Genomic DNA, 22,453 nt, shown 5'->3' with positions numbered 1-22,453 from the left:
CACTCCCCCGCTCCTGGCGACGTACGCGACCGACGAGGCCTGCGGACGGTGTACGTCGACGACCCGAACGCCCCGACCGGCATCGAAGCGCGCCCGGTCGGTAAGAGCACGCTGCGCGCCGTGGTCACCAAGCTGACCAAACCGAACTGAGCGAGCCGACACCATGTCACGAGAGGGCGAACGCCGTGAGAACCTGCGCGGACTCAAGCGATTCGCCGACGAGTTGGAGAGCTCCGTGGACAACGTCGAGAAGCTCTGCGGCACGGACACCTGGAAGGGCCCCGGGAGTGAGCGCTTGCGCGGCGAGTTCTCCAGCCACAAGCAGCGGATGAAGGACGCCCCGGCGCACGCGCGGGCGGCGATGGACCGGGCGCTCAAGCGCGTCGAGCGGGAAGAGGCCGAGAAGAAGAGATCCGGAGCGGGGAAGTGAGAGAGCGCGAAGCCATGGTTGCCCCACAACGCACGATCGACCAGCGGTTGGCCCCCGCAGAGGTGCGCCGCGTCTCCGCGGCGGTTGTCGACGCCCTCGTCGCCCTGCTGTGCGGTCTTGCGGCCGGGGCGGCGGCCGGCGTGAAGGTGGCCGACGGAGTCGTGGAGCTGCGTCCCGCGTCCCCGGCGGTCTGGGGGGCCGCGCTCGGCACGGCCGTGGGTCTCTCCTTCCTCAACCATGTCCTGCTCACGTACGCGGTCCGTGCCAGCCTCGGGAAACTGCTGACCGGCCTGCGCGTGGTCCGCGCGGCCGACGGCCGCCGCCCCGGCTTCTTCCGCCTCGTCGCCCGGTGGTTGTTCGGCTTCTACTGGATGATCGTGTTCGTTCCCCTCCATCTCGCAACGGACAGCGGTGTGGAACAGCAGGACGCGGTGGGTCTGCGCACGGTACGACGCTGACCCGGCCTCCGCGCGCCCGGTGGAACAGCGTCGGGGTCCTGTGCCCCGTGGCCGAACGCCCAACGGACCGGCGCCGCCCGACGTGTCCCGTGGGTCCACCTCTGCGGCGGAGCGGGTCGTGCCGCGGTTCGGCGGCCTCAGGTCTCGCTCACCGACGCGGGACCAAGCGTGAAGGACTGGCGGACGAGGGCGAGGAGTTCTTCTTCCGTGACGCCGAGGCGGCGCGCCTCGGAGGCCAGTTCGGTGACGCGGGCGAGAAGGCCGGCGCGGAAGCGGGCGCCTTCCATCTCCACGACGACGGCCCCGCGGCCTCTGCGCAGTTCGATCAGGCCCTCGTCCCGTAGCCGCTGGTAGCCCCGCAGGACCGTGTGCACGTTGACGTCGAGCGAGTCGGCGAGCGCGCGCGCCGCCGGGAGGCGCTCGCCCGGGCTGAGGGAACCCTCGGCGAGGGCGGCACGGACCGAGGCCGCGATCTGCTCGCCGAGAGGGACCGGTGACGAGGGGTCGGTGCGGAAGAGCATCAGCCGCCGCCTGGTCGTGGGGAGGAGCCGTCCCCGCCCGCCGCGAGGGTGTTGAGGAGTGCCGCCGCCGTACGGGCGTCCCGTGTCGTGACGGCGAAGTCCCGCCCGTTCTCCCGGCGCACCACGAGCGCCTCGCCCGAGCGCAGGATGACTCCCGTCCCTCTGGCACTCACCCGGTATCCCCAGCCGCCCCACTCCAGCGCGCTCACGTGCTGCGCCCGGGCCGTGGCGACCTGGTCGAGGCCGATGCGGGTACGGGGCCAGGGGAGATAGCCGGCGGCGACCGTGAGGCCGTGCCGGTCCACGGTGACGCGCACGGCGCTCAGCGCGAAGATCAGCAGTCCGGCGAGCATGAGGGGGAGCCCCGTGCCGACCAGTCCGGCCGCGAGCAGGCTCGTACCCAGCAGGAACGTCCCCGCGCCGAGCCCGGTGAGCAGCGCCGAGGTGTTGTGCGCCGACCAGCCGGCCCGCTCCCCCGGCCGCAGCGCCAGCCGCTCCGGGGCGCCGGGCAGTGGTTCTCGCTCCGATCCGTGCGGGACTGAGGGCATCAGGCGCCGCAGCATCGTCCCCGCCGCGGCGGCGAGGAGCGCGGCGCCCAGTCCTGCCACCAACTGGGCCCAGGGCAGCCGGGCTTCGGCCCCGTCAGCGACCGCGTGCGCGTTCACGACGAGCACCGCGCTCAGGAGGTACCCGAGCAGCCCCGCGGTCCCCCAGCCCGTCGCCGTCCACGCGCTCCGCCCGGAAAGGCCCGCTCCGGGGAGGGCGGCGCCGAGGCCGAAGAGGAGCGCGAGGCCACCGAAGAGCGCGAGGCACACCCACGGGTAGCTGCTCGTGGCACCCCAGTCGTCGGCCGTGCCGCCGCCGGAGAAGTGGGTGGCGACGCGGTCGCCGAGTTCGTCCCGCCTCACCAGGAAGAAAGCCATCGTGACGGCGAACCCGGCGGCGAACGGCGCCGCTTCGAGCAGCACGCCCGGCCACCGTGCGGGCCCTCCTCCCGTCCTCGCGCCGCCGCCCGTACCCGGCGGCCCGCCCGTCCTGTTCCTGTCCGGCCCCTTGGCCTCGTGTCCCCCGTACACCCCTCGCTCCTTTCGCGTCGCACCGCGGGCGCCCCGCGCGCCCCCACTCCACATGACTTGTTCGCAATCTATGCGAACAACTGTCGAGGTACTCCCCGCCGAACAGCCCCTCTAACCCCCAGGCGTGAAAAAACCTTCACGAGATGCGGAGCACCTCCCTCCGCATCTCGTCCGGATCTTTTTCCCGCGCCGGGAACTCGTCCCGCCCGGCGGCCGTTGGACCGGACACACGAGTACACACAGACACACACACCGCACTCGCGGACAAGTGACCTGAACAGGGTGGATTGACGCCGCCGACGCGTCACGGACAGGGTGCGGGAACAGAAGGGGGTCTTCCTCATGGCGGGTTTTCTCGACCGGGCGAAGGAACAGGCGCAGCGCGGCCTCGCGCAGGGCAAGCAGAAGTACGACGACGTGCAGACCCAGCGCACGGGGAGCGAGCTGCTGAAGCAGCTCGGCGCCGCCTACTACGCGGAGCGCAGGGGCAGCGGTGACCCTGCGGCCACGCAGCGCGCCCTGGAGGCCGTGGAGTCCCACATAGTCACGCACGGCGACGGTTTCCTGCCCCGCTGAGCCGGGGCGGGCCCCGCACGACCCGTCCGTACACGCGAGCGAATCGGGTACGACAATGGGCGGATGCCGTCCGCAGTCTTCCCCGGTGCCTCGCAGCCGGAGGTCCCCGCCTCGCTCGGCGAGCGGCTGGGCTCGCCCGCCCTGCCCACTCCCCTGCGGGAGGTCGTGGACGCTCCCTTCGCCCGCCGGGGCGTGCGCCTCTTCCTGAAGCGGGACGATCTGGCACACCCGGAGATTCCCGGCAACAAGTGGCGCAAACTGGTCCCGGCTCTCGCGGGGATGGTCCCTGGGCAGACGCTCGTGACCTTCGGGGGCGCCTGGTCCAGCCATGTGCGGGCCACGGCCGCCGCGGGCCGGCTGCTCGGGGTGCCGACAGTGGGCCTCGTACGGGGCGAGGAACTGGCCGCGCGGCCGCTCAACCCCGCGCTGGAGCGCTGCCGCGCGGACGGCATGCGCCTCCACTTCGTGGACCGCTCCCGCTACCGGCGCAAACGGGAGCCGGAGACGCTGCGCTCCCTCCTGCGCGAGGCCGGTGTCGCCCTGCCCTACCTCGTGCCGGAGGGCGGGAGCAGCCCCGCGGCCGTACGGGGGTGCGCGGAGCTGGGCCGGGAGTTGCGGGGGCGGGCGGACGTGGTCGCGCTCGCCTGCGGGACCGGGGGCACGCTGGCGGGCCTCGCGGCTGGACTGGGGCCGGGGAGCCGGGCGCTCGGCATCCCGGTCGTGAAGGGCGGCTTCCTCGCGGACGAGGTGCGCTCGCTGCAAACGGCGGCCTTCGGCTCCGCCGTCGGCTCGTGGTCGCTGGACGAGCGCTTCCACGCCGGGGGCTACGGCCGGCTGCCGACCGCACTCGACCGCTTCGCCAGGGACTTCGAGGACCGCCACGGCCTCCCGGTGGAGCGCCTCTACGTCGCCAAGCTCCTCCACGCCCTCGCCTCCCTCGCCGAGGAGGGCGCCTTCCCTCCGGGCACCCGCGTGGCAGCCGTGATCACGGGAGCCCCGGGCCCGGGACTCAGCTCCGGCCTGCGGCCCCGCTGAGCCGCGAGCCGGGGCGGGCGGAGCGGAGCAGGGCGGAGCCATGGGCGAGGCGGGACGCGTCGCCTCGCACCGGGCCGCAGCGGCCGGACAGCCGGACGCGGCGCGTTCCGCCGGGCGTTCCCCGGGCCTTCCGTCGGGCATTCCACCAGGCCTTCCGCCAGGCCCGGTGATCCAGCGTGCCGTCAGGAAGCGAGGGAATGCCTCTACGAGGGGTCGAACCGGGCTGCCGCGACGGTCACCGACAGGGCCGCGCCGGTCTCGTTCCCCAGCCCCCGAGCCCCCGAAGCTGCCCCGCCACCCGGTGAGAGCCCCGGCGCCGCGGCGCCATCGCCCGAACTCCCGCGGCCGTCGCCCGCCGCGCCGCCCGGCCCTTGCCGCGCTCCTCGCCCTCCGTCAGTCCCCGCTCTCCTCGCGGTATGCCGCCGCCTCCTCCAGGTCCAGCCGGTGCAGGAGGGTACGGAGCATTTCGTCGTCGATGCGGCGGCGGTCCCGGAGTTCGACGAAGACGGCTCGTTCGGCGCCGATCATCTCGCGGGAGAGGCGGCGGTAGGTGTCGTCGGCGGACTCGCCCGTCTCGTCGTTGACGGCGCCGAGGCGTTCCCAGGGGGCGTTCCTGCGGCGTTCCAGGACGGTGCGCAGGCGGTCCAGGAGAGGGCCGGGGAGGGTGTTGGTCTCCTCCGTGAGGAGCGCTTCGAGGCGTTTCTCGGCGGCGGTGGACGCCTCGCTCTGGGCCTGCGCCTCGATGAGCGTGTCGCGGCGGGCGTCCGGTTGCGGGAGCCGGAGCAGCCGGATGATCGGCGGCAGGGAGACGCCCTGCACGACGAGCGTGCCGATGACGGTCGTGAAGGTGAGGAAGAGGATCAGGCTGCGGGCCGGGAAGTCCGAGCCGTCGTGGACGCTCACCGGGATGGAGAAGGCGATGGCGAGCGAGACGACTCCCCGCATCCCCGCCCAGCCGATGACGAAGGGGCCCTTCCAGGTGGGTTCGGGTTCGCGGCGGCGGACCCGGGCGGAGAGGAAGCGGGGCAGATAGGTGGCCGGGTAGACCCAGACGAAGCGGGCGGCGACGACGGAGAGGAAGAGGGCCAGCGCGTACCAGATGACGATCGGGCTGTCGTACCGACCGAGGTCGTCGAGGACGACGGGGAGCTGGAGGCCGATGAGGGCGAAGACTGCCGACTCCAGGATGAAGGCGACCATCCGCCACACGGCGTCCTCCTGGAGCCGTGTGGCGAAGTCGACCTGCCAGGAGCGGTGCGCGAGGTACAGGGCGACGACGACCACGGCCAGCACGCCGGAGCCGCCGAACTTCTCGGCGACGGCGTAGGCGAAGAACGGGGTGAGCAGGGACAGGCTGTTCTGGAGCAGCGCCTCCGTGAGGTGGGTGCGCAGCCAGTGCAGAGGGACCATCAGGACCAGCCCGACGGCGATGCCGCCGAAGGAGGCCAGCAGGAACTCGCCGATCCCCTTGCCCCAGCTCGCCCCCTCGCCGACCGCGGCGGCGACGGCGACCTTGTAGGCGGTGATCGCGGTGGCGTCGTTCACGAGGGACTCGCCCTGGAGGATCGTCGTGATCCGCGCCGGCAGCCCCACCCTGCGGGCCACGGCGGTCGCGGCGACGGCGTCCGGCGGGGCGATCACGGCGCCGAGGACGAGGGAGGCGGTGAGCGGGAGTTCGGGGACGAGGAGGTAGATGACGTAGCCGACGACGAGGGTCGCGAAGAGGACGTACCCCACGGAGAGGAGGCCGATGGCGCGGGCGTGCGCGCGCAGGCCGAGATAGGAGCTGTCGGCGGCGGCGGTGTAGAGCAGCGGCGGCAGCAGGAGCGGCAGGACGATCTCGGGATCGAGGCCGTAGTCCGGGACACCGGGGAGGTAGGCGACGGCGAGCCCCACCGTGACGATCAGCAGCGGGGCCGGGATCGGGGTGCGGCGCGCGGCTCCCGCCACGGCGGCGCTTCCGGCGACGAGGAGCAGCACGGGCAGGGCGTCCATGGGCGCGGGGATTCTCCTTCGGGAGACACGTGAGCGGCGGGAGGAGCGAGGAGGGCGGGAGGAGCGGGGGCGGCGGCAGGCGTACGCGAGCAGGGGGCGGACGGAAACGGTACGGGTGAGGGATGGACGGAAACGGTACGGGTGAGGGATGGACGGGACGGTACGGGCCGCGGGACGGCCCCCGGACCTGAGAGGCGGGGCGGGCGTGTCCGCGCGGAAGGGGGCGGAAGGGGCGGGCGGGAAGGGCAAGCGGGGCGGAAGGGACGGGCCGAGGGCACGGGCGGAGGGACCAGCCGGACGGGGCCCCGGAGGCGGGGCGGGTGGTGGAGCCGTGGCGGGCGGGGCGGATAGGGGAGCCGTGGCGGGCGGGGCGGGCGGGTCTGTCGTAGTCTGACAATCTTGACCCCCCTGCCTCACTCCACGTACGTGTCCGCGCGAAATGGCGGGTGTCACCGGGTGGGTGCGGGAGTGTCGGTGGCGTCCCGGCAGGGGCCGGGCGCCCGGAACGAGGAGCACGCGGTGTTGAAGGACTGCCCCCACCTGCCCGGGCTGCCGGAGCCGGAGCCCGAGGCGCAGAGCGAGACCTGCCTCGAATGCCTGGCGGTGGGCAGCCACCCGGTGCAGCTGCGCAAGTGCCTCGTGTGCGGCCGGGTGAGCTGCTGCGATTCCTCGCCGTACCGGCACGCCACCGCGCACTTCGACGAGACGGGTCACGCGGTGATGCGTTCGTTCGAGCCGGGCGAGGAGTGGCGCTGGTGCTACGTGGACAACTCGCTGGTCTGAGCCGTCTCCCGAGGCCGCACCGCGCCGGAGAGGTCTGAGCGCGAGAGACCGGGGAAGGTTCGATGGGGTGGGGGCTGGGTACGTCACCCCGGCATCGCGTCGCGCGGATCGAGGGCGCCGCACCGCCCCACCGATCGTGCCCACGGTCTTACGATGAGTGACGCGAGGGCCGGGGGTCCCCGGGACAGGGGGCCCGGGAGCGCGGTAGCGTCACGGCTGAACGACGAGGCATGCGATCCGGGGGTGCACACCCCTGGAGCCCCGAAAGAGCTTGTACCACCTTGGAGGTGAGGGTGTCCCCTATCGCAGGCGAGCCCGGGACCGAGGACTTCGTGGAAGTCCGGCTGCCGGCTGCGGGTGCCTACCTGTCGGTGCTGCGGACGGCGACGGCCGGTCTCGCGGCGCGTTTGGACTTCACCCTCGACGAGATCGAGGATCTGCGGATCGCGGTCGACGAGGCGTGCGCGATCCTGCTTCAGCAGGCGGTACGGGGCTCCGTGCTCCGTTGCGTGTTCCGGCTGATCGGTGACGCGCTGGAGGTGATCGTCTCGGCGCCGACCACGGACGGACGGGCACCGGAGCGGGACACCTTCGCCTGGACGGTGCTGTCCGCGCTCGCGGGGAAGGTGGAGTCGTCGGTGTCCGAGGACAAGACGGTGTCCATCTCCCTCTACAAGCAGCGTGGTGCCGGACCTGGTCCGGTCTGAGAGGGGCGGGGGCGGGCCGGTGCGTGAGAAGAAGCGGGATGCCGCCCGGGACCGTTCGCGCGAGGCCGACGCGCACGGGACCGGGCCGGCCACCCCGGCCGGTCCCCCGCGGACCGGCCGGACTCCGGGCCCGGCGGGCGGCTCCGGGGCGGGAGCGCCCGGGACGGGCGACCGCGGACGGGGGAACGAGCGAGGGGGTCTTCCTGACCCCAGGGACGCGGTGGAGCGGGCGGGACGAATGAGCGAGCAGGAGCACCCGCAGGGGGAGCGCAAGCCGGATGACACGGGGCAGGCCCCGTCGTCGGCCGGGCAGCCGGTACGGGACGAGGCTCCCGTACGGCCCGTGATGGACGAAGCCGCCACCGACGCGGCCCCGCCCGTACCCGGGAACACCACGCAGCACGAAGACGCCGCGCCGCACGAAGACGCCATGCCACGTGAGGACACGCCGCACGAGGACAGCACCCCGCACGACGAGAGGACCGTCCCCGACGAGGCCTCTGCCGCGCGGGCGGGGCACCATCGGGTCCGCAGCGCGCGGGAGAACGAGGAACGCAGCGAGGCGCGGGCGCTCTTCGTGCGGCTGCGCACGCTGGAGCCCGAGTCGGCGGCGTACGCGGAGCTGCGCAACCAGCTCGTACGGATGCACCTGCCGCTCGTGGAGCACCTCGCGCGGCGCTTCCGCAACCGCGGGGAGCCGCTCGACGACCTGACGCAGGTCGCGACGATCGGCCTGATCAAGTCGGTGGACCGGTTCGACCCCGAGCGCGGCGTCGAGTTCTCCACGTACGCGACCCCGACCGTCGTCGGCGAGATCAAGCGGCACTTCAGGGACAAGGGCTGGGCGGTGCGGGTGCCGCGTCGGCTCCAGGAACTGCGGCTCTCGCTCACCTCGGCGACGGCGGAGCTGTCGCAGCAGCACGGCCGTTCACCGACGGTGCACGAGCTGGCGCAGCGGCTCTCCATCTCCGAGGAGGAGGTGCTCGAAGGCCTGGAGTCCGCGAACGCCTACAGCACGCTGTCGCTCGACGTCCCCGACACCGACGACGAGTCGCCCGCGGTCGCCGACACCCTGGGGGCGGAGGACGAGGCGCTGGAGGGCGTCGAGTACCGGGAGTCGCTCAAGCCGCTCCTGGAGGATCTGCCGCCGCGCGAGAAGCGGATTCTGCTGCTGCGGTTCTTCGGGAACATGACGCAGTCGCAGATCGCCCAGGAGGTCGGCATCTCCCAGATGCACGTCTCGCGCCTGCTCGCCCGCACGCTCGCCCAGCTCCGCGACAAACTCCTCGTGGAGGAGTGAGCGGACCGCCTCGCGGCGCCCGGCCGAGCCCCCGCCCGACGACGGCATGTCCGCCGTAAGACCCCTGTTGCCGCAGGGACCGCTTTCACACCTTTCCGATGCCCAGTGTGTTCTCCGCGGGCAGCAGTCCCGAGCCGATCATCGTGAGCCACGGGGTGGCCAGGAGGTCCGTCAGGCGGGTCGTGGACGCGGTGCCGAGGGCCTGCCAGGGGGCGGTGGCGAGGGTGTCGGTGCGGTGCTCGATCTCCGCACGCAGGGCGCGGCCCCGGTCCGTCGCCGTGCCGGCCGGGGTGACGAGGCCGCGGTCCGCCAGGCGGCTCGTCGCCTCCTGCCACGCCGCCTCGCTCCAGCCGCGTGAGGCGAAGACCGGTCGGGGCGCCGCGCCGATCGAGGCGAAGGTGACGAGGGCCTCGATGCCGTCGAGGCCCGCCGCCACGAGGGCCGCCACGTGGCCGTCGCCCCGGTGCTCGCGCAGGATGGTCGCGGCCTGCCAGAGCTGGAGGTGCGGGGCCTCGGGCCAGGGCAGCGCACCGTTCGCGGCGGCGAGCGGACGGCCGGCGGCGGCACCGTGCGCCGTCGTGACGGCGGCCTCCGCGGCGGTACGGGCCAGCCGGGCCGCCTCCGCGAGGTCGGCACCCTCGACGGCGTCACCGAGCAGGGCCCGCCACGTCCGGTCCACCGCGCGCAGCCGGGCGGCCAGGGCCGCCTCGGGTGTCACGTCCGTCCCGGTCACGTAGCGCTCGACCATCCCCGGCTCGAAGCTGTGGAAGACGGCGCTCACGACGGCGACGGGTGCGGCGCCGAGCGGCGCGACGCGCCACGCGAAGTAGAGCGGCCAGCGCTCTTCCGTGCCGAGCCCGAGTGCCCCGGCCTCCGCGTAGGACTCGGGCGCGTAGTAGACGACCGCGTGCAGGGGCTCCAGGAGATGCCAGAGCTGACGCACCCGGGCGGGTGCGGGCGTGGGATCGCTCGTCGTGTGTGCTCGCGTCGTCATCTCGTACCCCCGTACGGGCTTGGCATCTTGTCGTCGTCAAGATGCCAAGCAGGCGCGGAACTTGTCAATGGCCAGACAGGGCGGGCAGGGTGTCCGCATGAGCGAAGGCGAGCGGTACCACCACGGCGATCTGCGGCGGGCGATCATGACGGCCGCGGTCGACACGCTCGCGGAGCGGGGGCCCGAGGCGCTGAGCATGCGGGCGCTCGCGCGGCGGGCCGGGGTCTCGCACGCCGCGCCCGCGCACCACTTCACCGACCGCGCGGGGCTGCTGACCGCCGTGGCGACCGAGGGATTCCGGCTGCTCGCGGACGCGCTCGCGGGCGAGGAGGGACTTCTCGACCGCGGCGCCGGATACGTGCGCTTCGCGCGCGAGCATCCCGGGCACTTCCGCGTCATGTTCACGCCGGGTCTGCTGCACGAGGGGGACGCGGGGCTGAGCGCGGAGCGGGGGCGGCTCGCAGGTGTGCTGCGGTCGAGCGTCGCGGAGCGCGGGGGCGGCGAGCGGGAGCAGGAGGGCCGCCGCCTCGCCGCGTGGTCGCTCGCGCACGGGTTCGCCGCACTGGCCCTCTCCGGCGGCCTGGACGCGGCACTGGCCGGGCGCGATCCGGTGGAGTACTTCCGTACGGTGGCGGCGGGGGTGTTTCCGTAGGGGTGGCCGGGGGGGGCGATCCTCGGAGGGGTGGCCGCGGGGGCGGTCGGAGCTCGTACGGGCGGCGCTCGGGGCGAGACGTGGCTCAGCGCGTGGCACCACCCGGAGCGGGGCGCTCCTTGGGACGTGGCGTCAGCCGGGGAGCGGCGTCACCCGGGATGCGGCCCCCTCAGGACGCGGCGTCGCTCGGGGCGCGGATGCCGAGAGTCTCGGTCGTCTCCTTGTTGAGGAGGCAGATGAGGCCCGCGATCGAGGCGGCGGCGAGCGCGATGCCGCCCGGGATGAACATGCTGTCGGTCCTGAGCAGCGTCCAGGCGACCGGGAGGCCCATGAGCTGCGTGATGACCCCAGGGCCGCGGCTCCAGCGGCGCAGGCGCCACAGGCCGCGCGCGGCGATCCCGGGAATGGCACCGAGGACGATGAGCATGAGGCCGACCGTGGCCGTGTCCCCCGCGTCCCCCGATCCCGCGAGCCCACGGATGAGGACGTAGAGGCCGCCCGCGACGAGGGCGAGCGCTTCCGCCGCGCAAATGAGGGTGGCGAGGAAGAGACGCCGGGGGCGGTGCGCGGGTTCGGTGGAAGTCTGCTCGCTGCTCACGGGTGCCAGGGTAGCGGGGCGGGGGTGGGGGATGTTCCCTAGGGGTGTCCCTTACATGCGGGTTTCTCCCCCTGGGGCCCACAACGCGCAAGGGGGCGGCGGAGTTCCCGGCGGGAAGGCGGAACCGAGCGGGGGAGCGAAGCCCGGACCACCCCCAATACTCATCCCCACTGCTCACCCCCCCCCGCTCACTCCTCGCTCCCACTGCTCACCCCCGCCGCTCACTCCTCGCTCCCACCACCCACCCGATCCTCGCCCTCCCCCTCACCGCCCACCCCTCACCCCCGCCCCCCGCCGGGGATCGGGTGCGTGGGCGCGGCTGCCGCTACCGATGGGTACTCTGCCTGTCATGCGTGCTCTTCTCGTGGTCAATCCGGCGGCTACCACCACCAGTGCGCGCACGCGCGACGTGCTGATCCACGCGCTGGCCAGTGAGATGAAGCTGGAGGCAGTGACCACCGAGTACCGGGGGCATGCGCGGGATCTGGCGCGTGAGGCGGCCGAGGCGGAGGACATCGACCTCGTCGTGGCGCTCGGCGGCGACGGCACCGTCAACGAAGTGGTCAACGGACTGCTCCACGAGGGTCCGGCCCCGGAGTCGCTGCCCGGGCTCGCCGTCGTGCCCGGCGGCTCCACGAACGTCTTCGCGCGGGCGCTCGGGCTGCCGAACCACCCGGTGGAGGCGACGGGGGCGATCCTCCACGCGCTGCACGAGCACTCCGAACGCACGGTCGGGCTCGGCCTCGCGTCGGGGACGCGCGGGAGCGAGGACGAGTCGGTTCCCTCGCGCTGGTTCACCTTCAACGCGGGCCTCGGTTTCGACGCGGGCGTCGTGGGCCGGGTCGAACAGAAGCGGGAAGGCGGCAAGCGCTCCACCCACGCCCTGTACGTACGGCAGTTGCTCCGCCAGTTCGTCGACGAACCCTCGCGCCGGGCGGGCCGCATCACGCTGGAGCGGGCGGGCGAGGAGCCCATCGAGGACCTGGTCCTGTCGATAGTCAGCAACACCAACCCGTGGACCTACCTGGGCAACAAGCCCCTCTACGCCTCCCCCGGGGCCTCCTTCGACACCGGGCTCGACGTGCTCGGGCTGAGCCGGCTCTCGACCGCCGCCGTCACCAAGTACGGGACGCAGTTGCTCAGGTCCTCGCCCGAACGCGGCCCGCAGGGCAGACACGCGGTGTCGCTCCACGATCTCAGTGAGTTCACCTTGCATTCCAAGGTCCCTCTGCCCTTTCAGATGGACGGTGACCACCTGGGGCTCCGCACGAGCGTGACGTTCACAGGCGTTCGCCGTGCACTGCGTGTGATTGTGTGAGTAGAAGCAAGCAAAGACCTTGCACTCGAACGTTTAGAGCACGATCCACCCCATAGAAGTACGGCTGTGACCTAGTCGACACCAAAGAATCAAAAAAAACTTTCCGGAAGGGGTTGTATCCCGCCCGGAGGTTTGGGAATCTCTACATGGCGATCGGGACGGGCCCCACAAGCGGCCCCCACAGAGAGCCAGAATCCCTCCCCCAGCAGGACCCGGCCAGGGTTGAACCTGGCCGCTCGGCCCATCCTTCGGGCGGGATTCGTGAAAGCGTTCACATTCACAAGCAACGTGCATGTAATACCAAGGAGAGGTAGCAGCCATGGACTGGCGTCACAACGCCGTTTGCCGCGAGGAAGACCCCGAGCTCTTCTTCCCCATCGGCAACACCGGTCCTGCGCTGCTGCAGATCGAGGAAGCCAAGGCCGTCTGCCGTCGCTGCCCGGTTATCGAGCAGTGTCTGCAGTGGGCGCTTGAGTCCGGCCAGGACTCCGGCGTCTGGGGTGGCCTCAGCGAGGACGAGCGCCGCGCGATGAAGCGCCGCGCCGCTCGCAACCGGGCGCGCAACGCGACCGCCTGAGCAAAGCCCCCCAAGAGCCTGGCGCTTGGCGGCGCGTACAGCGTGTACGCACGACCCGCCCCCGAGCCGCAGCGCGCAGTACGCGGTCGACGCCCTTGAGGCGATCACCGCAAGCGGTACCCCACAGCAACACCCCCATAGCGTGAACGACGAAGGGCCCGGCCCGGTCAGCGACGACCGGCCGGGCCCTTCGTCTTGCCCGCCCGGGTCAACACCCGCACCACACGGGCCCCTGCGCAAGCGCGTACGTCAACACCGCTTCCCCTTACGCACGTCCACGCCGCCCCGCCCCGTTCGTCAACATCACTCCCCCGCCGGGGCCCCACGCACGGGTGAACCCGCCTGTGGCGCGGCCCCGTTCACGCCTTGTCGCCCTCCACCGGGAGGTCCAGGACGACCCGCGTCCCGCGCTCCGGCGCCGCGACCATGTCGAACGTGCCGCCGAGCTCGCCCTCCACGAGGGTGCGGACGATCTGGAGGCCGAGGTTGCCCGAGCGGTGCGGGTCGAAGCCCTCGGGGAGGCCCACGCCGTCGTCCTGCACGGTGATGAGCAGCCGGTGGCCGTCCCTGCCCGTACCGCCGCCCCGCACCGCGCCGACCTCGACCGTGCCCGTGTCGGCGGGCCCGAAGCCGTGCTCCAGGGCGTTCTGGATGACCTCCGTGAGGACCATCGCGAGCGGCGTCGCGACCTCGGCGGCCAGTATGCCGAAGCGGCCCGTACGGCGCCCCGCGACCTTGCCCGGGGAGATCTCCGCCACCATCGTCAGGACCCGGTCGGCGATCTCGTCGAACTCGACCTTCTCGTCCAGGTTCTGGGACAGCGTCTCGTGGACGATCGCGATGGAGCCGACGCGGCGCACGGCCTCTTCGAGCGCGGCCCGGCCGCTCTCGGAGTCGATACGGCGGGCCTGGAGACGCAACAGGGCCGCCACCGTCTGGAGATTGTTCTTCACCCGGTGGTGGATTTCCCGGATGGTCGCGTTCTTCGTCATCAACTCGCGTTCGCGACGGCGCAATTCCGTCACATCACGGAGCAGGACGAGGGAACCGATGTGCGCGCCTTTCGGTTTGAGCGGAATGGCGCGCATCTGAATGACCGCGTCATTTCCCTCGACCTCGGTCTCGCGCGGTGCCCATCCGCTCGCGAGTTTCACCAGGGCCTCGTCCACCGGGCCCTTGGAGGGGGCGAGTTCGGCGGTCGCCTGACCGAGGTGCACGCCGACGAAGTCGGTGGCGAGGCCGAGGCGGTGGTACGCGGAGAGGGCGTTGGGCGAGGCGTACTGCACCATGCCCTCGGCGTCGAGGCGGATGAGCCCGTCGCCGACGCGCGGCGAGGCGTCCATGTCGACCTGCTGGTCGGGGAAGGGGAAGGCGCCCGCCGCGATCATCTGCGCGAGGTCGGAGGCGCTCTGGAGGTAGCTCAGCTCCAGGCGGCTCGGGGTGCGCACGGTGAGCAGGTTGGTGTTGCGGGCGATGACGCCGAGGACGCGGCCCTCGCGGCGTACGGGGATCGACTCGACCCGGACCGGCACCTCCTCGCGCCACTCCGGGTCGCCCTCGCGCACGATGCGGCCCTCGTCGAGCGCGATGTCGAGCATGGGGCGGCGGCCACGCGGCACGAGGTGGCCGACCATGTCGTCCTGGTACGAGGTGGGGCCCGTGTTCGGGCGCATCTGCGCGACCGAGACGTACCGCGTGCCGTCCCGGGTCGGGACCCACAGCACGAGGTCGGCGAAGGAGAGGTCGGACAACAGCTGCCACTCCGAGACCAGCAGGTGGAGCCATTCGAGATCGGAGTCGCTGAGCGCCGTGTGCCGGCGTACGAGGTCGTTCATGGAGGGCACCCGGCGAGCGTACCCGGGCCCCGCGCGAACGCGCGCCGCCCTCGCCCCCCAGGGGCCGCGGCGCCGCGAGGGGACCCTCGACCCCTCCGGCACCGCAGCCCGAAGGCGTGCCCGCACGCCCTCGCGGACGCGGGACCGCGAGCCCCCGGGTGTGCGGTGCCCGGTGGCCCTGTGGGAAGTCCGCGCGGTCAGGGCAGAGAGCGCGGAGCCCCCGGTCCGCCCTCCTGTGCGGGGAGAGCGGAAGCCGTTTCCGCGCGAGGCGCGGACTAGACCATTTTCAGGGGCGCACCCCGCCGCTGTCCATGCCTGGGCGGGAATTGGCGGGACGGATCGCGGGACGGATCGCGGGGCTGACGGCCGGGTCGTTCCGTACGCGTATCGCCCGTGTCGCCCCTGTCGCCCGTGTCGCCCGCCATCCGGACAGCCCCTTCAGTCCCGGCCCCCCGTCTGATAAATTGGTCTATACCACACGTGTCTCTTTCAGATCGGCAGGCCCCAGCGTGGAAGTTGTCATCGTCCCGGACGCGCAAGCCGGCGGCAGGCTTGTCGCCGACGCGATCGCGCGGCTGCTGCGGCGCAAGCCCGATGCCCTGCTCGGGGTGGCCACCGGGTCGACACCGCTGCCCGTCTACCAGGCGCTCACCGGGCTCGTGCGGTCCGGCGAGGCGGATGTCGCGCGGGCGCGGATCGCGCAGCTCGACGAGTACGTGGGACTGCCCGCCGGGCACCCCGAGTCCTACCGGGCCGTCGTGCTGCGCGAGGTCGTGGAGCCGCTCGGGCTCGACCCCGCCGCGTTCCTCGGCCCCGACGGCTCGGCCGCCGACGTACAGGCCGCCTGCGAGGAGTACGACCGGGCGCTGAAGGACGCGGGCGGGGTGGACCTCCAGCTCCTCGGCATCGGCACGGACGGGCACATCGGCTTCAACGAGCCGTGCTCCTCGCTCGCCTCCCGTACCCGCATCAAGACGCTCACCGAGCAGACCCGGGTCGACAACGCGCGGTTCTTCGACGACGACATCGACCAGGTGCCGCACCACGTCATCACGCAGGGCATCGGGACGATCCTGGAGGCGCGCCACCTCGTGCTCCTCGCGACGGGCGAGAACAAGGCCGAGGCGGTCGCGCAGTCCGTCGAGGGCCCGGTCGCCTCGCTCGTGCCCGCCTCCGCGCTCCAGCTCCACCCGCACGCGACGGTCGTCGTGGACGAGGCGGCGGCCTCGAAGCTCAAGCTCGCGGGGTACTTCCGCGCGACGTGGGCGGCGAAGCCGGACTGGCAGGGCATCTGAAGCCGGCCCCGCGCCGGAAGCCGGAGGTGGCCTGTGAGCCCGCCCCGCACACGTACGCCGAAGGGCCCGGATTCCCTCCCCCGTAAGGAATCCGGGCCCTTCGGCGTACGTGTGCGGGGCGGCTACGCGCCCACCAGGACTTCCGCCGCCGCCTCGCCGCACACGCGTGCCGCGCCGTGCGTGACGACGTACGGGCTGCCCGCGGGGGCCTCCTGCGGGACGCCCATCTCGACGACGGCCGTGTCCGGGCGCGCGGCGAGCAGCGCGTCGCGCGCCTCGGCCATCCACGGGTGGCGGTGCGCGTCGCGGACGGCGAGGACGAGGCGGCGCTCCCCCGCGGCGGCGAGTACGTCGGCGACGAGCGTCCCGTCCGCCTGCGGCCCGTACGCGTCCCCCGTCGTGCCGGGCAGCCGGCGGGCCAGCGCCTCGGCCGGGCCCCATGGGGTCTCGGTGCCGACGGCGATGTTCGCCTCGTCGCTCAGGAGCGCGACGTACGGCGCGGCGTCCAGCGGTGCGAAGGCGCCGTGTACGCGGACCGCGCGGCGGGCGGCCTCCAGGCCGATGGCGGGGTGCGGCGCGAGGGGCGCGGCGGGGGTGGTACGGGTCCAGCGGGCCAGCGCGCGGACGCGCTCGGCGGCGTCGGCGAGGCGTTCCTCGGGCAGCGAGCCGTCCCGTACCGCCGCGACGAGCGCGTCGCGCAGGGCGAGGACGGTGCCCTCGTCGTGGAGCCCGCCGCCGACGCAGATCGCGTCGGCCCCGGCGGCGATCGCGAGGACCGTGCCGCGCTCGATGCCGTACGTCCCGGCGATCGCGCGCATCTCCATGCCGTCGGTGACGATGAGCCCCTCGTAGCCCAGCTCCTCGCGCAGGAGGCCGGTGAGGATGGGGCGGCTGAGCGTCGCGGGGACCTCGGCGTCGAGCGCGGGGACGACGATGTGGGCGCTCATGAGGGCGTGGCTCCCGGCCGCGATCGCGGCGCGGAAGGGGGCGAGTTCGCGGGCGCGCAGGGTGGCGGCGTCCGCGTCGATGCGGGGCAGCGCGAGGTGCGAGTCGACGTTGGTGTCGCCGTGGCCCGGGAAGTGCTTGACGCAGGCGATGACGCCCGCGGACTGGAGGCCTTCGACGTAGGCGGCGGTGTGCCGGGCGACGAGGCCCGGCTCCGCGCCGAAGGAGCGGACGCCGATGACGGGGTTGTCCGGGTCGGAGTTGACGTCGGCGGACGGCGCCCAGTTGAAGTGGACGCCGCAGGCGGCGAGGCGGCGGCCGAGTTCGGCGGCGACGGAGCGGGTCAGCGCGGGGTCGTCGACGGCGCCGAGGGCGAGGTTTCCGGGGATGAAGGAGCCGGTGGCGACGTCGAGGCGGGTGACGTCGCCGCCCTCCTCGTCGATCGCGACGAGGATGTCCTCGCGCTCGGCGCGGAGCTGGGCGGTGAGTGCGGCGAGTTGTTCGTCCCCGGCGATGTTGCGGCCGAAGAGACCGACCGAGGCGAGTCCTTCGCCGATGCGGCGCAGCAGCCATTCGGGCGCGGTGGTGCCGGCGAAACCGGGCTGGAGGACGGTGAGGGCGTCGCGGGTGAGGGTGTCGGGGGCGCTGGTGAGCGTGGTCATGGGGGTTATCCCTTCACTGCGCCATCGGTGAGGCCGGAGACGGCCTTGCGCTGGAGGAAGACGAAGAGGATCAGGATCGGCACCGCGAAGAGCGAGGAGGCGGCCATCGTGGCGCCCCAGTCGTCGCCGAAGTTGGTCTGGAAGGAGGAGAGCCACAGCGGGAGGGTCTGCGCGTCCTTCTCCTTGTTGAGGACCAGGACGAGCGGGAACTCGTTCCACGCGGTGATGAAGCCGAAGAGCGAGGTGGACATGAGGCCGGGCGCGAGGAGCGGCAGGATCACGCGGCGGAAGGCCTGCGGCCGGGTGCAGCCGTCGACCATCGCGGACTCCTCCAGCTCGACCGGGATCGCGCCGACGAAGCCGCGCAGGGTCAGGAGCGTGAAGGGCAGGATCATCACGAGGTAGAAGAGCGTGAGCGGGACGAGGCTGTTGAGCAGGTCGGCGTCGCGCACGATCATGTAGATCGCGATGACCATGACCTCCCAGGGCGCCATCTGGGCGATCATGAAGCCGACGACGAAGCCCTTGCGGCCCTTGAAGCGCATCCGGCTCAGGGCGAAGGCCCCGGCGAGCGCGAGGATCAGGGAGCCGACGACGGCGAGGATCGTGACGGTGAGCGAGTTGACGACGAGGTGCCAGAAGTTCTCGGCGTGCACCGCCGTCTTGAAGTGCTCGAAGGTGACGTCGGTGGGGAACCAGACGGGCGTCTCGCTGATGATGTCGCCGGTCGGCTTGAAGGCCGTCGAGAACATCCAGTAGACGGGGAAGACGAAGCCGATGAACAGCAGGACCGCGACGACGTTGGGCCACACGCGGCCGAAGAGAGAGCGCTTCACAGCTCGTCCTCCCCTTGCTTCAGAACGATCCGGAGGTAGTACGAGGTCAGGCCGAGCAGGATGAGCAGCGTCAGGAAGGAGATCGCCGCGCCCATGCCGAAGTGCTGGTTGCCCATGCCCTCGATGTAGGCGTAGACGGGCAGGATCTCGGTGAGCCGGTCGGGGCCGCCCTCGTTGAAGGCGAAGACCTGGGCGAAGGCCTTGAAGACCCAGATGACTTCGAGGAAGGTCGTGGCGAAGAGGAAGGGCCGCAGGAACGGGAAGGTCACGTTCGTGAAGGACTTCCAGACCCCGGCGCCGTCGAGCGAGGCGGCCTCGTACAGCTCCTTCGGGATCGTCGTGGTGGCCGCGTAGAGGTTGATCGCCACGAAGGGGATCGACTGCCACACGATGAGCCAGGTGATCACGAAGAACGTCGAGAGCTGGCTGCTCGTCCAGGAGAAGTCGGCCATCGAGTGCCAGCCGAGCTTGTCGAGCACGTAGTTGACGACGCCGAAGCGCTCGGCGAAGAGCCACTGGTAGACGGTCGTCGCGGCGATGACGGGCATCGCCCAGGCGAGGACGAGGCCGATGAGGAGGAAGACGCGCATCCGGCGGCCGAGGCGCGCGAGGAGCAGCCCGATGAGCGAGCCGAGCGCCATGATCAGGATGACGTTGACGCCGGTGAAGAGCACCGAGCGCAGGGTGACGCGCCAGAACTCCGAGCCGCCGAGGACGTCCTGGTAGTTCGAGAAGCCGTTCCACTCGGTCACGCGCTGGATGAACTGGCGCATGTTGAGGTTCTGGAAGGACAGGATCAGGTTCTTGACCAGCGGCCAGCCGAGCAGCACCAGCGTCGCGAGGACGGCGGGCAGCAGCAGGAGGTACGGGGTCAGGGCTCTGCGCCGCGCGGTCTTCGCCGCTCCGGCCGCGGGGGAACCGGGTCCGCCCCCGGTCTTCCCCTGGGCCGTCCCCGGGACCGTGCCCGGGAGTGGGGTCTCCACTGTCATGCTCGCCTTCGCTTTCTGGGCCTGCCGCCCGCGCGCCCGCTCCTGGGGGCCGTGCTGCTCGTACGGGCCTGTCCTGCTCTACGGGTACGGGGCGGGGCGGCGGGGATCGCTCGGGGCCCGGGCTCGTACGTACGCGGCGCCGGGCACGGCCTGGACCCGTACGCGGCGGGGCCGGGGGCCGGGGCGGGGAGCACCGTCCGTGCGGTGTCCTCCGCCCGGCCCCCGGCCGGGGTGCTGCTTACTGCTGCTGCGCGAGGCGCTTGTTGAACTCGCCCTCGACCTGCTTGGCCGCGTCCGCCGGGGACTTCCCCTTGAGGACGGCCGTCATGTAGGTCTTGATCGGGTTCGGGGCGTTCTCGACCGGGGCCCACTCGGGGATGAGCGGGGTGGTGCCACCGCCGGCGGCGGCGGGCGCGGCGGCCTGGGCTGCGGCGTTGCCGTCGAGGTTGCTCTCCAGGGAGGTCTTGTTCGGGATGACCCCGCCTTCCTTGGCGAGCTGGCCCTCGAACTTGTCGGAGAGCGCGAGCTTCAGGAACTCCTTGGCGAGGTCCTGCTTCTTGCTGCCCTCGGCGACGGCGAGGTTCGAGCCGCCGAGGAAGACGCCCTCGGGCTTGTCGGCCGTGGCGCCGGGGATCGTGAAGTAACCGATCTCCTTCTCGATCGCCGGGTTCGCCTTGATGGCGATGCCGGCCTCCCAGCCCATGCCGATGAAGGCGCCGGTCTTGCCCTTGGCGAAGACCTCGCCCTGCTGCGGGGTCGCCTCGTCCTTGTCCTTGGGGGCCTTGGAGAGCGCCTGGAACTTCTTGTAGGTCTCCATGGCGGCGGTGACCTTCGGGTCGGCCAGGTTGGAGACGTACTTGTCGCCGTCCTTCTTGACCAGCTCGGCGCCCTCGCCGATGGTGAGGCCGACGAAGTGGTACCAGTTCTGGCCCGGCAGGTAGATCGGCTCGGCCTTGGTCTTCTTGCCGATCTGCTGGAGGTCCTTGTAGAACTCGTCGCGCGTCTTGGGGGTGTCGGTGATCCCCGCGTCCTTCCAGATCTTCTTGTTGTAGAGGACGACGCGGTTGGCGACGTACCACGGAGCGGCGTACTGCTTGCCGTCCACGATCGCCGACTTGTTGATCGACTCGGTCCAGTCGGAACCGACCGAGGACTTGAGGTCACCGAGGTCCGCCAGGCCGCCGCTCTGGGCGTACGAGGGGGTCTGGGTGTTGCCGACCTCGAAGACGTCCGGCGGGTTCGACTCCGAGAGCGAGGTGGTCAGCTTCTGCTGGATGCCGTTCCACTGCTGGATCTCGAACTTGACCTTGGCCTTGGTCTTCTTCTCGAAGGCCGCCGTGAGGTCCTTCTGCCACTGGTCGGGCGCCGAGCCGTCCATGACCCAGACCGTCAGGGTCTGGCCCTTGTAGCCGTCCTTGCCCGACGCCTTGTTCGACGACGAGTCGTCGTCCGAGCCACACGCCGCGACCGAACCGATCATCACGACAGCGCCGATCGCCGCTATGAGCTTGCGCTTCACGCCACCCTCCTCAGGGATTCCAGCAACCCCCCACCCACAGCGACGGCACACGAACGGCAGCACTCGCGGGACTGGGACCTGGTCGTTAATGGTGTAGACCAGTACCCCGGAGCTTGGCCTAGACCTTTAGGGGTGTCAAGGGTGTATAAGAGGGGCTGTCCGCTCCGTTATCGGACCGGTACCTGAACTCCGTGCGTCAAGCGGGCGGACGGGGGCAGACGGACCCGGCCCCCTGCGCCCGGGCGGCCGTGCCACGATGGGCGGCGCCAACAGCACCACCGCACGAACACCACCGCACCACAAGCGGTACGGCACCACAAGCACCCAGGAGCGGCCGGTCCCCATGACGGCCGCCGAGCCGGAGAGGCGAGCGCGAAGAATGGGCACCGACGGGGGCAGGACGCGATCCGGCCCGGACACCAAGGCCGCCGCGACCAAGGCCGGCGCGGCCCCTTCGGCACCCGCGCGCACCGCCCGGGTGCCGAAGTACTACCACCTCAAACGCCACCTCCAGGACATGACCCGCACCCTGCCCCCGGGCAGCCCGGTGCCCCCCGAACGCGCGCTCGCCGCCGAGTTCGACACCTCCCGCACGACCGTGCGCCAGGCGCTCCAGGAACTCGTCGTCGAAGGCCGGCTCGAACGCATCCAGGGCAAGGGCACCTTCGTCGCGAAGCCGAAGGTCTCGCAGACGCTGCAACTGACCTCGTACACCGAGGACATGCGCGCCCAGGGCCTGGAACCGACGTCCCAGCTCCTGGACATCGGCTACGTCACCGCCGAGGAACGCCTCGCCGGGCTGCTCGACATCGACACGGGCGGCAGGGTGCTGCGCATCGAGCGGCTGCGCCTGGCGAGCGGCGAGCCGATGGCGATCGAGACGACGCACCTGGCGGCCAAGCGCTTCCCCGCGCTGCGCCGCTCCCTCGTCAAGTACACGTCTCTCTACACGGCGCTCGCCGAGGTCTACGACGTGCGGCTCGCCGAGGCCGAGGAGACCATCGAGACCTCGCTCGCGACCCCGCGCGAGGCGTCCCTGCTCGGCACCGACGTGGGCCTGCCGATGCTGCTGCTCTCGCGGCACTCGGTGGACGGGCGCGGGGAACCGGTGGAGTGGGTGCGCTCCGTCTACCGCGGCGACCGTTACAAGTTCGTGGCCAACCTGCGCCGCCCGTAACTCCCGTTACCTCCCGAAGGACAAAAACCCCCGCCCGCGCACACGCCCGGACACCCCGGGCGCGGGCGAGCGCCCGAACGCGTCCGCTATGCGGTACAGGGGTGTTGCCTGGCCGGTAACTGCCCTACATTTCCGCCGTCGCGTCGCGTGCGGCGACGCGTGCCCGCGCACACCG

The 22,453-nt window shown here is 72.1% G+C and carries 22 protein-coding genes; 12 read left to right on the top strand and 10 right to left on the bottom strand.

Going from position 1 to position 22,453, the window contains the following annotated elements:
* Positions 1-163 precede the first annotated feature (163 nt).
* Entirely contained in the window at positions 164-430 is a 267-nt protein-coding gene (locus ACIP4O_RS13435) for a hypothetical protein (RefSeq protein WP_401574617.1), read from the top strand.
* A 14-nt stretch (positions 431-444) separates the two neighbouring features.
* Positions 445-888, top strand: coding sequence for an RDD family protein (locus ACIP4O_RS13430; protein ID WP_401574615.1), 444 nt, complete (start codon positions 445-447; stop codon positions 886-888).
* A gap of 137 nt (positions 889-1,025) precedes the next feature.
* Here ACIP4O_RS13430 and ACIP4O_RS13425 read toward each other — a convergent pair whose 3' ends face one another.
* Entirely contained in the window at positions 1,026-1,409 is a 384-nt protein-coding gene (locus ACIP4O_RS13425; RefSeq protein WP_401574614.1) for a GntR family transcriptional regulator, read from the bottom strand.
* Positions 1,409-2,377, bottom strand: a complete 969-nt coding sequence (locus tag ACIP4O_RS13420) for a DUF1648 domain-containing protein (RefSeq protein WP_401574613.1) — start codon at positions 2,375-2,377, stop codon at positions 1,409-1,411. The genes ACIP4O_RS13425 and ACIP4O_RS13420 overlap by 1 nt, the downstream gene beginning before the upstream one ends.
* Positions 2,378-2,827: 450 nt before the next feature.
* On the opposite strand from ACIP4O_RS13420, the gene ACIP4O_RS13415 reads away from it, so the two are divergent.
* Both ACIP4O_RS13415 and ACIP4O_RS13410 read left to right on the top strand, forming a co-directional pair.
* Positions 2,828-3,061, top strand: coding sequence for a hypothetical protein (locus tag ACIP4O_RS13415; RefSeq protein ID WP_164291757.1), 234 nt, complete (start codon positions 2,828-2,830; stop codon positions 3,059-3,061).
* A gap of 63 nt (positions 3,062-3,124) precedes the next feature.
* On the top strand, positions 3,125-4,096 hold the full coding sequence (locus ACIP4O_RS13410; RefSeq protein ID WP_401574611.1) for a 1-aminocyclopropane-1-carboxylate deaminase/D-cysteine desulfhydrase: 972 nt from the start codon (positions 3,125-3,127) through the stop codon (positions 4,094-4,096).
* Positions 4,097-4,489: 393 nt separating this feature from the next.
* On the opposite strand, the gene ACIP4O_RS13405 is transcribed toward ACIP4O_RS13410, so the two are convergent.
* The gene (locus tag ACIP4O_RS13405; protein ID WP_361333732.1) at positions 4,490-6,091 is read right to left on the bottom strand and encodes a Na+/H+ antiporter; all 1,602 of its coding nucleotides are present in this window, start codon (positions 6,089-6,091) and stop codon (positions 4,490-4,492) included.
* 522 nt (positions 6,092-6,613) lie between these two features.
* Here ACIP4O_RS13405 and ACIP4O_RS13400 point away from each other — a divergent pair.
* The 3 genes from ACIP4O_RS13400 (at position 6,614) to ACIP4O_RS13390 (ending at position 8,881) form a co-directional block, all read left to right on the top strand.
* Entirely contained in the window at positions 6,614-6,874 is a 261-nt protein-coding gene (locus tag ACIP4O_RS13400) for a UBP-type zinc finger domain-containing protein (protein ID WP_361333866.1), read from the top strand.
* Positions 6,875-7,167: 293 nt separating this feature from the next.
* Positions 7,168-7,581: an anti-sigma regulatory factor gene (locus ACIP4O_RS13395; RefSeq protein WP_008745682.1), complete on the top strand. Its 414-nt coding sequence runs from the start codon at positions 7,168-7,170 to the stop codon at positions 7,579-7,581.
* 238 nt (positions 7,582-7,819) lie between these two features.
* Positions 7,820-8,881: an RNA polymerase sigma factor SigF gene (locus tag ACIP4O_RS13390; RefSeq protein WP_401574610.1), complete on the top strand. Its 1,062-nt coding sequence runs from the start codon at positions 7,820-7,822 to the stop codon at positions 8,879-8,881.
* A gap of 85 nt (positions 8,882-8,966) precedes the next feature.
* Here the strand turns inward: ACIP4O_RS13390 and ACIP4O_RS13385 are convergent, their stop codons facing one another.
* A complete protein-coding gene (locus tag ACIP4O_RS13385) occupies positions 8,967-9,875 on the bottom strand; it encodes a hypothetical protein (protein ID WP_401574608.1) in 909 nt (302 codons plus the stop codon).
* Between the two features lie 97 nt (positions 9,876-9,972).
* On the opposite strand from ACIP4O_RS13385, the gene ACIP4O_RS13380 reads away from it, so the two are divergent.
* Complete coding sequence (locus tag ACIP4O_RS13380; protein ID WP_401574607.1) at positions 9,973-10,527, top strand: TetR/AcrR family transcriptional regulator; 555 nt, start codon at positions 9,973-9,975, stop codon at positions 10,525-10,527.
* 169 nt (positions 10,528-10,696) lie between these two features.
* Here the strand turns inward: ACIP4O_RS13380 and ACIP4O_RS13375 are convergent, their stop codons facing one another.
* Positions 10,697-11,125 carry a hypothetical protein gene (locus ACIP4O_RS13375; protein ID WP_401574606.1) on the bottom strand — a complete coding sequence of 143 codons (429 nt, stop codon included), beginning with the start codon at positions 11,123-11,125 and terminating at the stop codon, positions 10,697-10,699.
* A 349-nt stretch (positions 11,126-11,474) separates the two neighbouring features.
* Here ACIP4O_RS13375 and ACIP4O_RS13370 point away from each other — a divergent pair, with 349 nt between their 5' ends.
* The gene (locus ACIP4O_RS13370; protein WP_401574605.1) at positions 11,475-12,443 is read left to right on the top strand and encodes a diacylglycerol/lipid kinase family protein; all 969 of its coding nucleotides are present in this window, start codon (positions 11,475-11,477) and stop codon (positions 12,441-12,443) included.
* Positions 12,444-12,762: 319 nt separating this feature from the next.
* Complete coding sequence (locus tag ACIP4O_RS13365; protein ID WP_008745686.1) at positions 12,763-13,020, top strand: WhiB family transcriptional regulator; 258 nt, start codon at positions 12,763-12,765, stop codon at positions 13,018-13,020.
* 359 nt (positions 13,021-13,379) lie between these two features.
* Here the strand turns inward: ACIP4O_RS13365 and ACIP4O_RS13360 are convergent, their stop codons facing one another.
* Complete coding sequence (locus ACIP4O_RS13360; protein WP_361333869.1) at positions 13,380-14,855, bottom strand: histidine kinase N-terminal domain-containing protein; 1,476 nt, start codon at positions 14,853-14,855, stop codon at positions 13,380-13,382.
* 509 nt (positions 14,856-15,364) lie between these two features.
* On the opposite strand from ACIP4O_RS13360, the gene nagB reads away from it, so the two are divergent.
* Positions 15,365-16,150, top strand: a complete 786-nt coding sequence (gene nagB, locus ACIP4O_RS13355; protein ID WP_401574604.1) for a glucosamine-6-phosphate deaminase — start codon at positions 15,365-15,367, stop codon at positions 16,148-16,150.
* Between the two features lie 122 nt (positions 16,151-16,272).
* Here the strand turns inward: nagB and ACIP4O_RS13350 are convergent, their stop codons facing one another.
* The 4 genes from ACIP4O_RS13350 to ACIP4O_RS13335 all read right to left on the bottom strand — a co-directional run bounded on the left by ACIP4O_RS13350 (position 16,273) and on the right by ACIP4O_RS13335 (position 21,101).
* Complete coding sequence (locus ACIP4O_RS13350) at positions 16,273-17,757, bottom strand: glycoside hydrolase family 3 protein (RefSeq protein WP_401574603.1); 1,485 nt, start codon at positions 17,755-17,757, stop codon at positions 16,273-16,275.
* 5 nt (positions 17,758-17,762) lie between these two features.
* Positions 17,763-18,593: a carbohydrate ABC transporter permease gene (locus ACIP4O_RS13345; protein WP_401574602.1), complete on the bottom strand. Its 831-nt coding sequence runs from the start codon at positions 18,591-18,593 to the stop codon at positions 17,763-17,765.
* Complete coding sequence (locus tag ACIP4O_RS13340; RefSeq protein WP_401574601.1) at positions 18,590-19,582, bottom strand: carbohydrate ABC transporter permease; 993 nt, start codon at positions 19,580-19,582, stop codon at positions 18,590-18,592. The genes ACIP4O_RS13345 and ACIP4O_RS13340 overlap by 4 nt, the downstream gene beginning before the upstream one ends.
* Before the next feature lie 238 nt (positions 19,583-19,820).
* Positions 19,821-21,101 carry an extracellular solute-binding protein gene (locus tag ACIP4O_RS13335; protein WP_401574600.1) on the bottom strand — a complete coding sequence of 427 codons (1,281 nt, stop codon included), beginning with the start codon at positions 21,099-21,101 and terminating at the stop codon, positions 19,821-19,823.
* 379 nt (positions 21,102-21,480) lie between these two features.
* Between ACIP4O_RS13335 and ACIP4O_RS13330 the strand changes: the two genes are divergently transcribed.
* On the top strand, positions 21,481-22,278 hold the full coding sequence (locus ACIP4O_RS13330) for a GntR family transcriptional regulator (RefSeq protein WP_361333760.1): 798 nt from the start codon (positions 21,481-21,483) through the stop codon (positions 22,276-22,278).
* The last annotated feature ends 175 nt before the right edge of the window (positions 22,279-22,453 follow it).

This window comes from Streptomyces sp. NPDC088923, from assembly GCF_044749745.1.
In the GTDB taxonomy this organism is placed as follows: Bacteria; Actinomycetota; Actinomycetes; order Streptomycetales; family Streptomycetaceae; genus Streptomyces.
Note: the sequence above shows the minus strand (reverse complement) of the source record. Positions and strands in the feature narration are given on the sequence as shown.

Coding starts and splice junctions, on each gene's coding strand:
- ACIP4O_RS13435 (WP_401574617.1), top strand. CDS start 164: ATGTCACGAGAGGGCGAACGCCGTGAGAACCTGCGCGGACTCAAGCGA.
- ACIP4O_RS13430 (WP_401574615.1), top strand. CDS start 445: ATGGTTGCCCCACAACGCACGATCGACCAGCGGTTGGCCCCCGCAGAG.
- ACIP4O_RS13425 (WP_401574614.1), bottom strand. CDS start 1,409: ATGCTCTTCCGCACCGACCCCTCGTCACCGGTCCCTCTCGGCGAGCAG.
- ACIP4O_RS13415 (WP_164291757.1), top strand. CDS start 2,828: ATGGCGGGTTTTCTCGACCGGGCGAAGGAACAGGCGCAGCGCGGCCTC.
- ACIP4O_RS13410 (WP_401574611.1), top strand. CDS start 3,125: ATGCCGTCCGCAGTCTTCCCCGGTGCCTCGCAGCCGGAGGTCCCCGCC.
- ACIP4O_RS13405 (WP_361333732.1), bottom strand. CDS start 6,091: ATGGACGCCCTGCCCGTGCTGCTCCTCGTCGCCGGAAGCGCCGCCGTG.
- ACIP4O_RS13390 (WP_401574610.1), top strand. CDS start 7,820: ATGAGCGAGCAGGAGCACCCGCAGGGGGAGCGCAAGCCGGATGACACG.
- ACIP4O_RS13385 (WP_401574608.1), bottom strand. CDS start 9,875: ATGACGACGCGAGCACACACGACGAGCGATCCCACGCCCGCACCCGCC.
- ACIP4O_RS13380 (WP_401574607.1), top strand. CDS start 9,973: ATGAGCGAAGGCGAGCGGTACCACCACGGCGATCTGCGGCGGGCGATC.
- ACIP4O_RS13370 (WP_401574605.1), top strand. CDS start 11,475: ATGCGTGCTCTTCTCGTGGTCAATCCGGCGGCTACCACCACCAGTGCG.
- ACIP4O_RS13365 (WP_008745686.1), top strand. CDS start 12,763: ATGGACTGGCGTCACAACGCCGTTTGCCGCGAGGAAGACCCCGAGCTC.
- ACIP4O_RS13360 (WP_361333869.1), bottom strand. CDS start 14,855: ATGAACGACCTCGTACGCCGGCACACGGCGCTCAGCGACTCCGATCTC.
- ACIP4O_RS13350 (WP_401574603.1), bottom strand. CDS start 17,757: ATGACCACGCTCACCAGCGCCCCCGACACCCTCACCCGCGACGCCCTC.
- ACIP4O_RS13340 (WP_401574601.1), bottom strand. CDS start 19,582: ATGACAGTGGAGACCCCACTCCCGGGCACGGTCCCGGGGACGGCCCAG.
- ACIP4O_RS13330 (WP_361333760.1), top strand. CDS start 21,481: ATGGGCACCGACGGGGGCAGGACGCGATCCGGCCCGGACACCAAGGCC.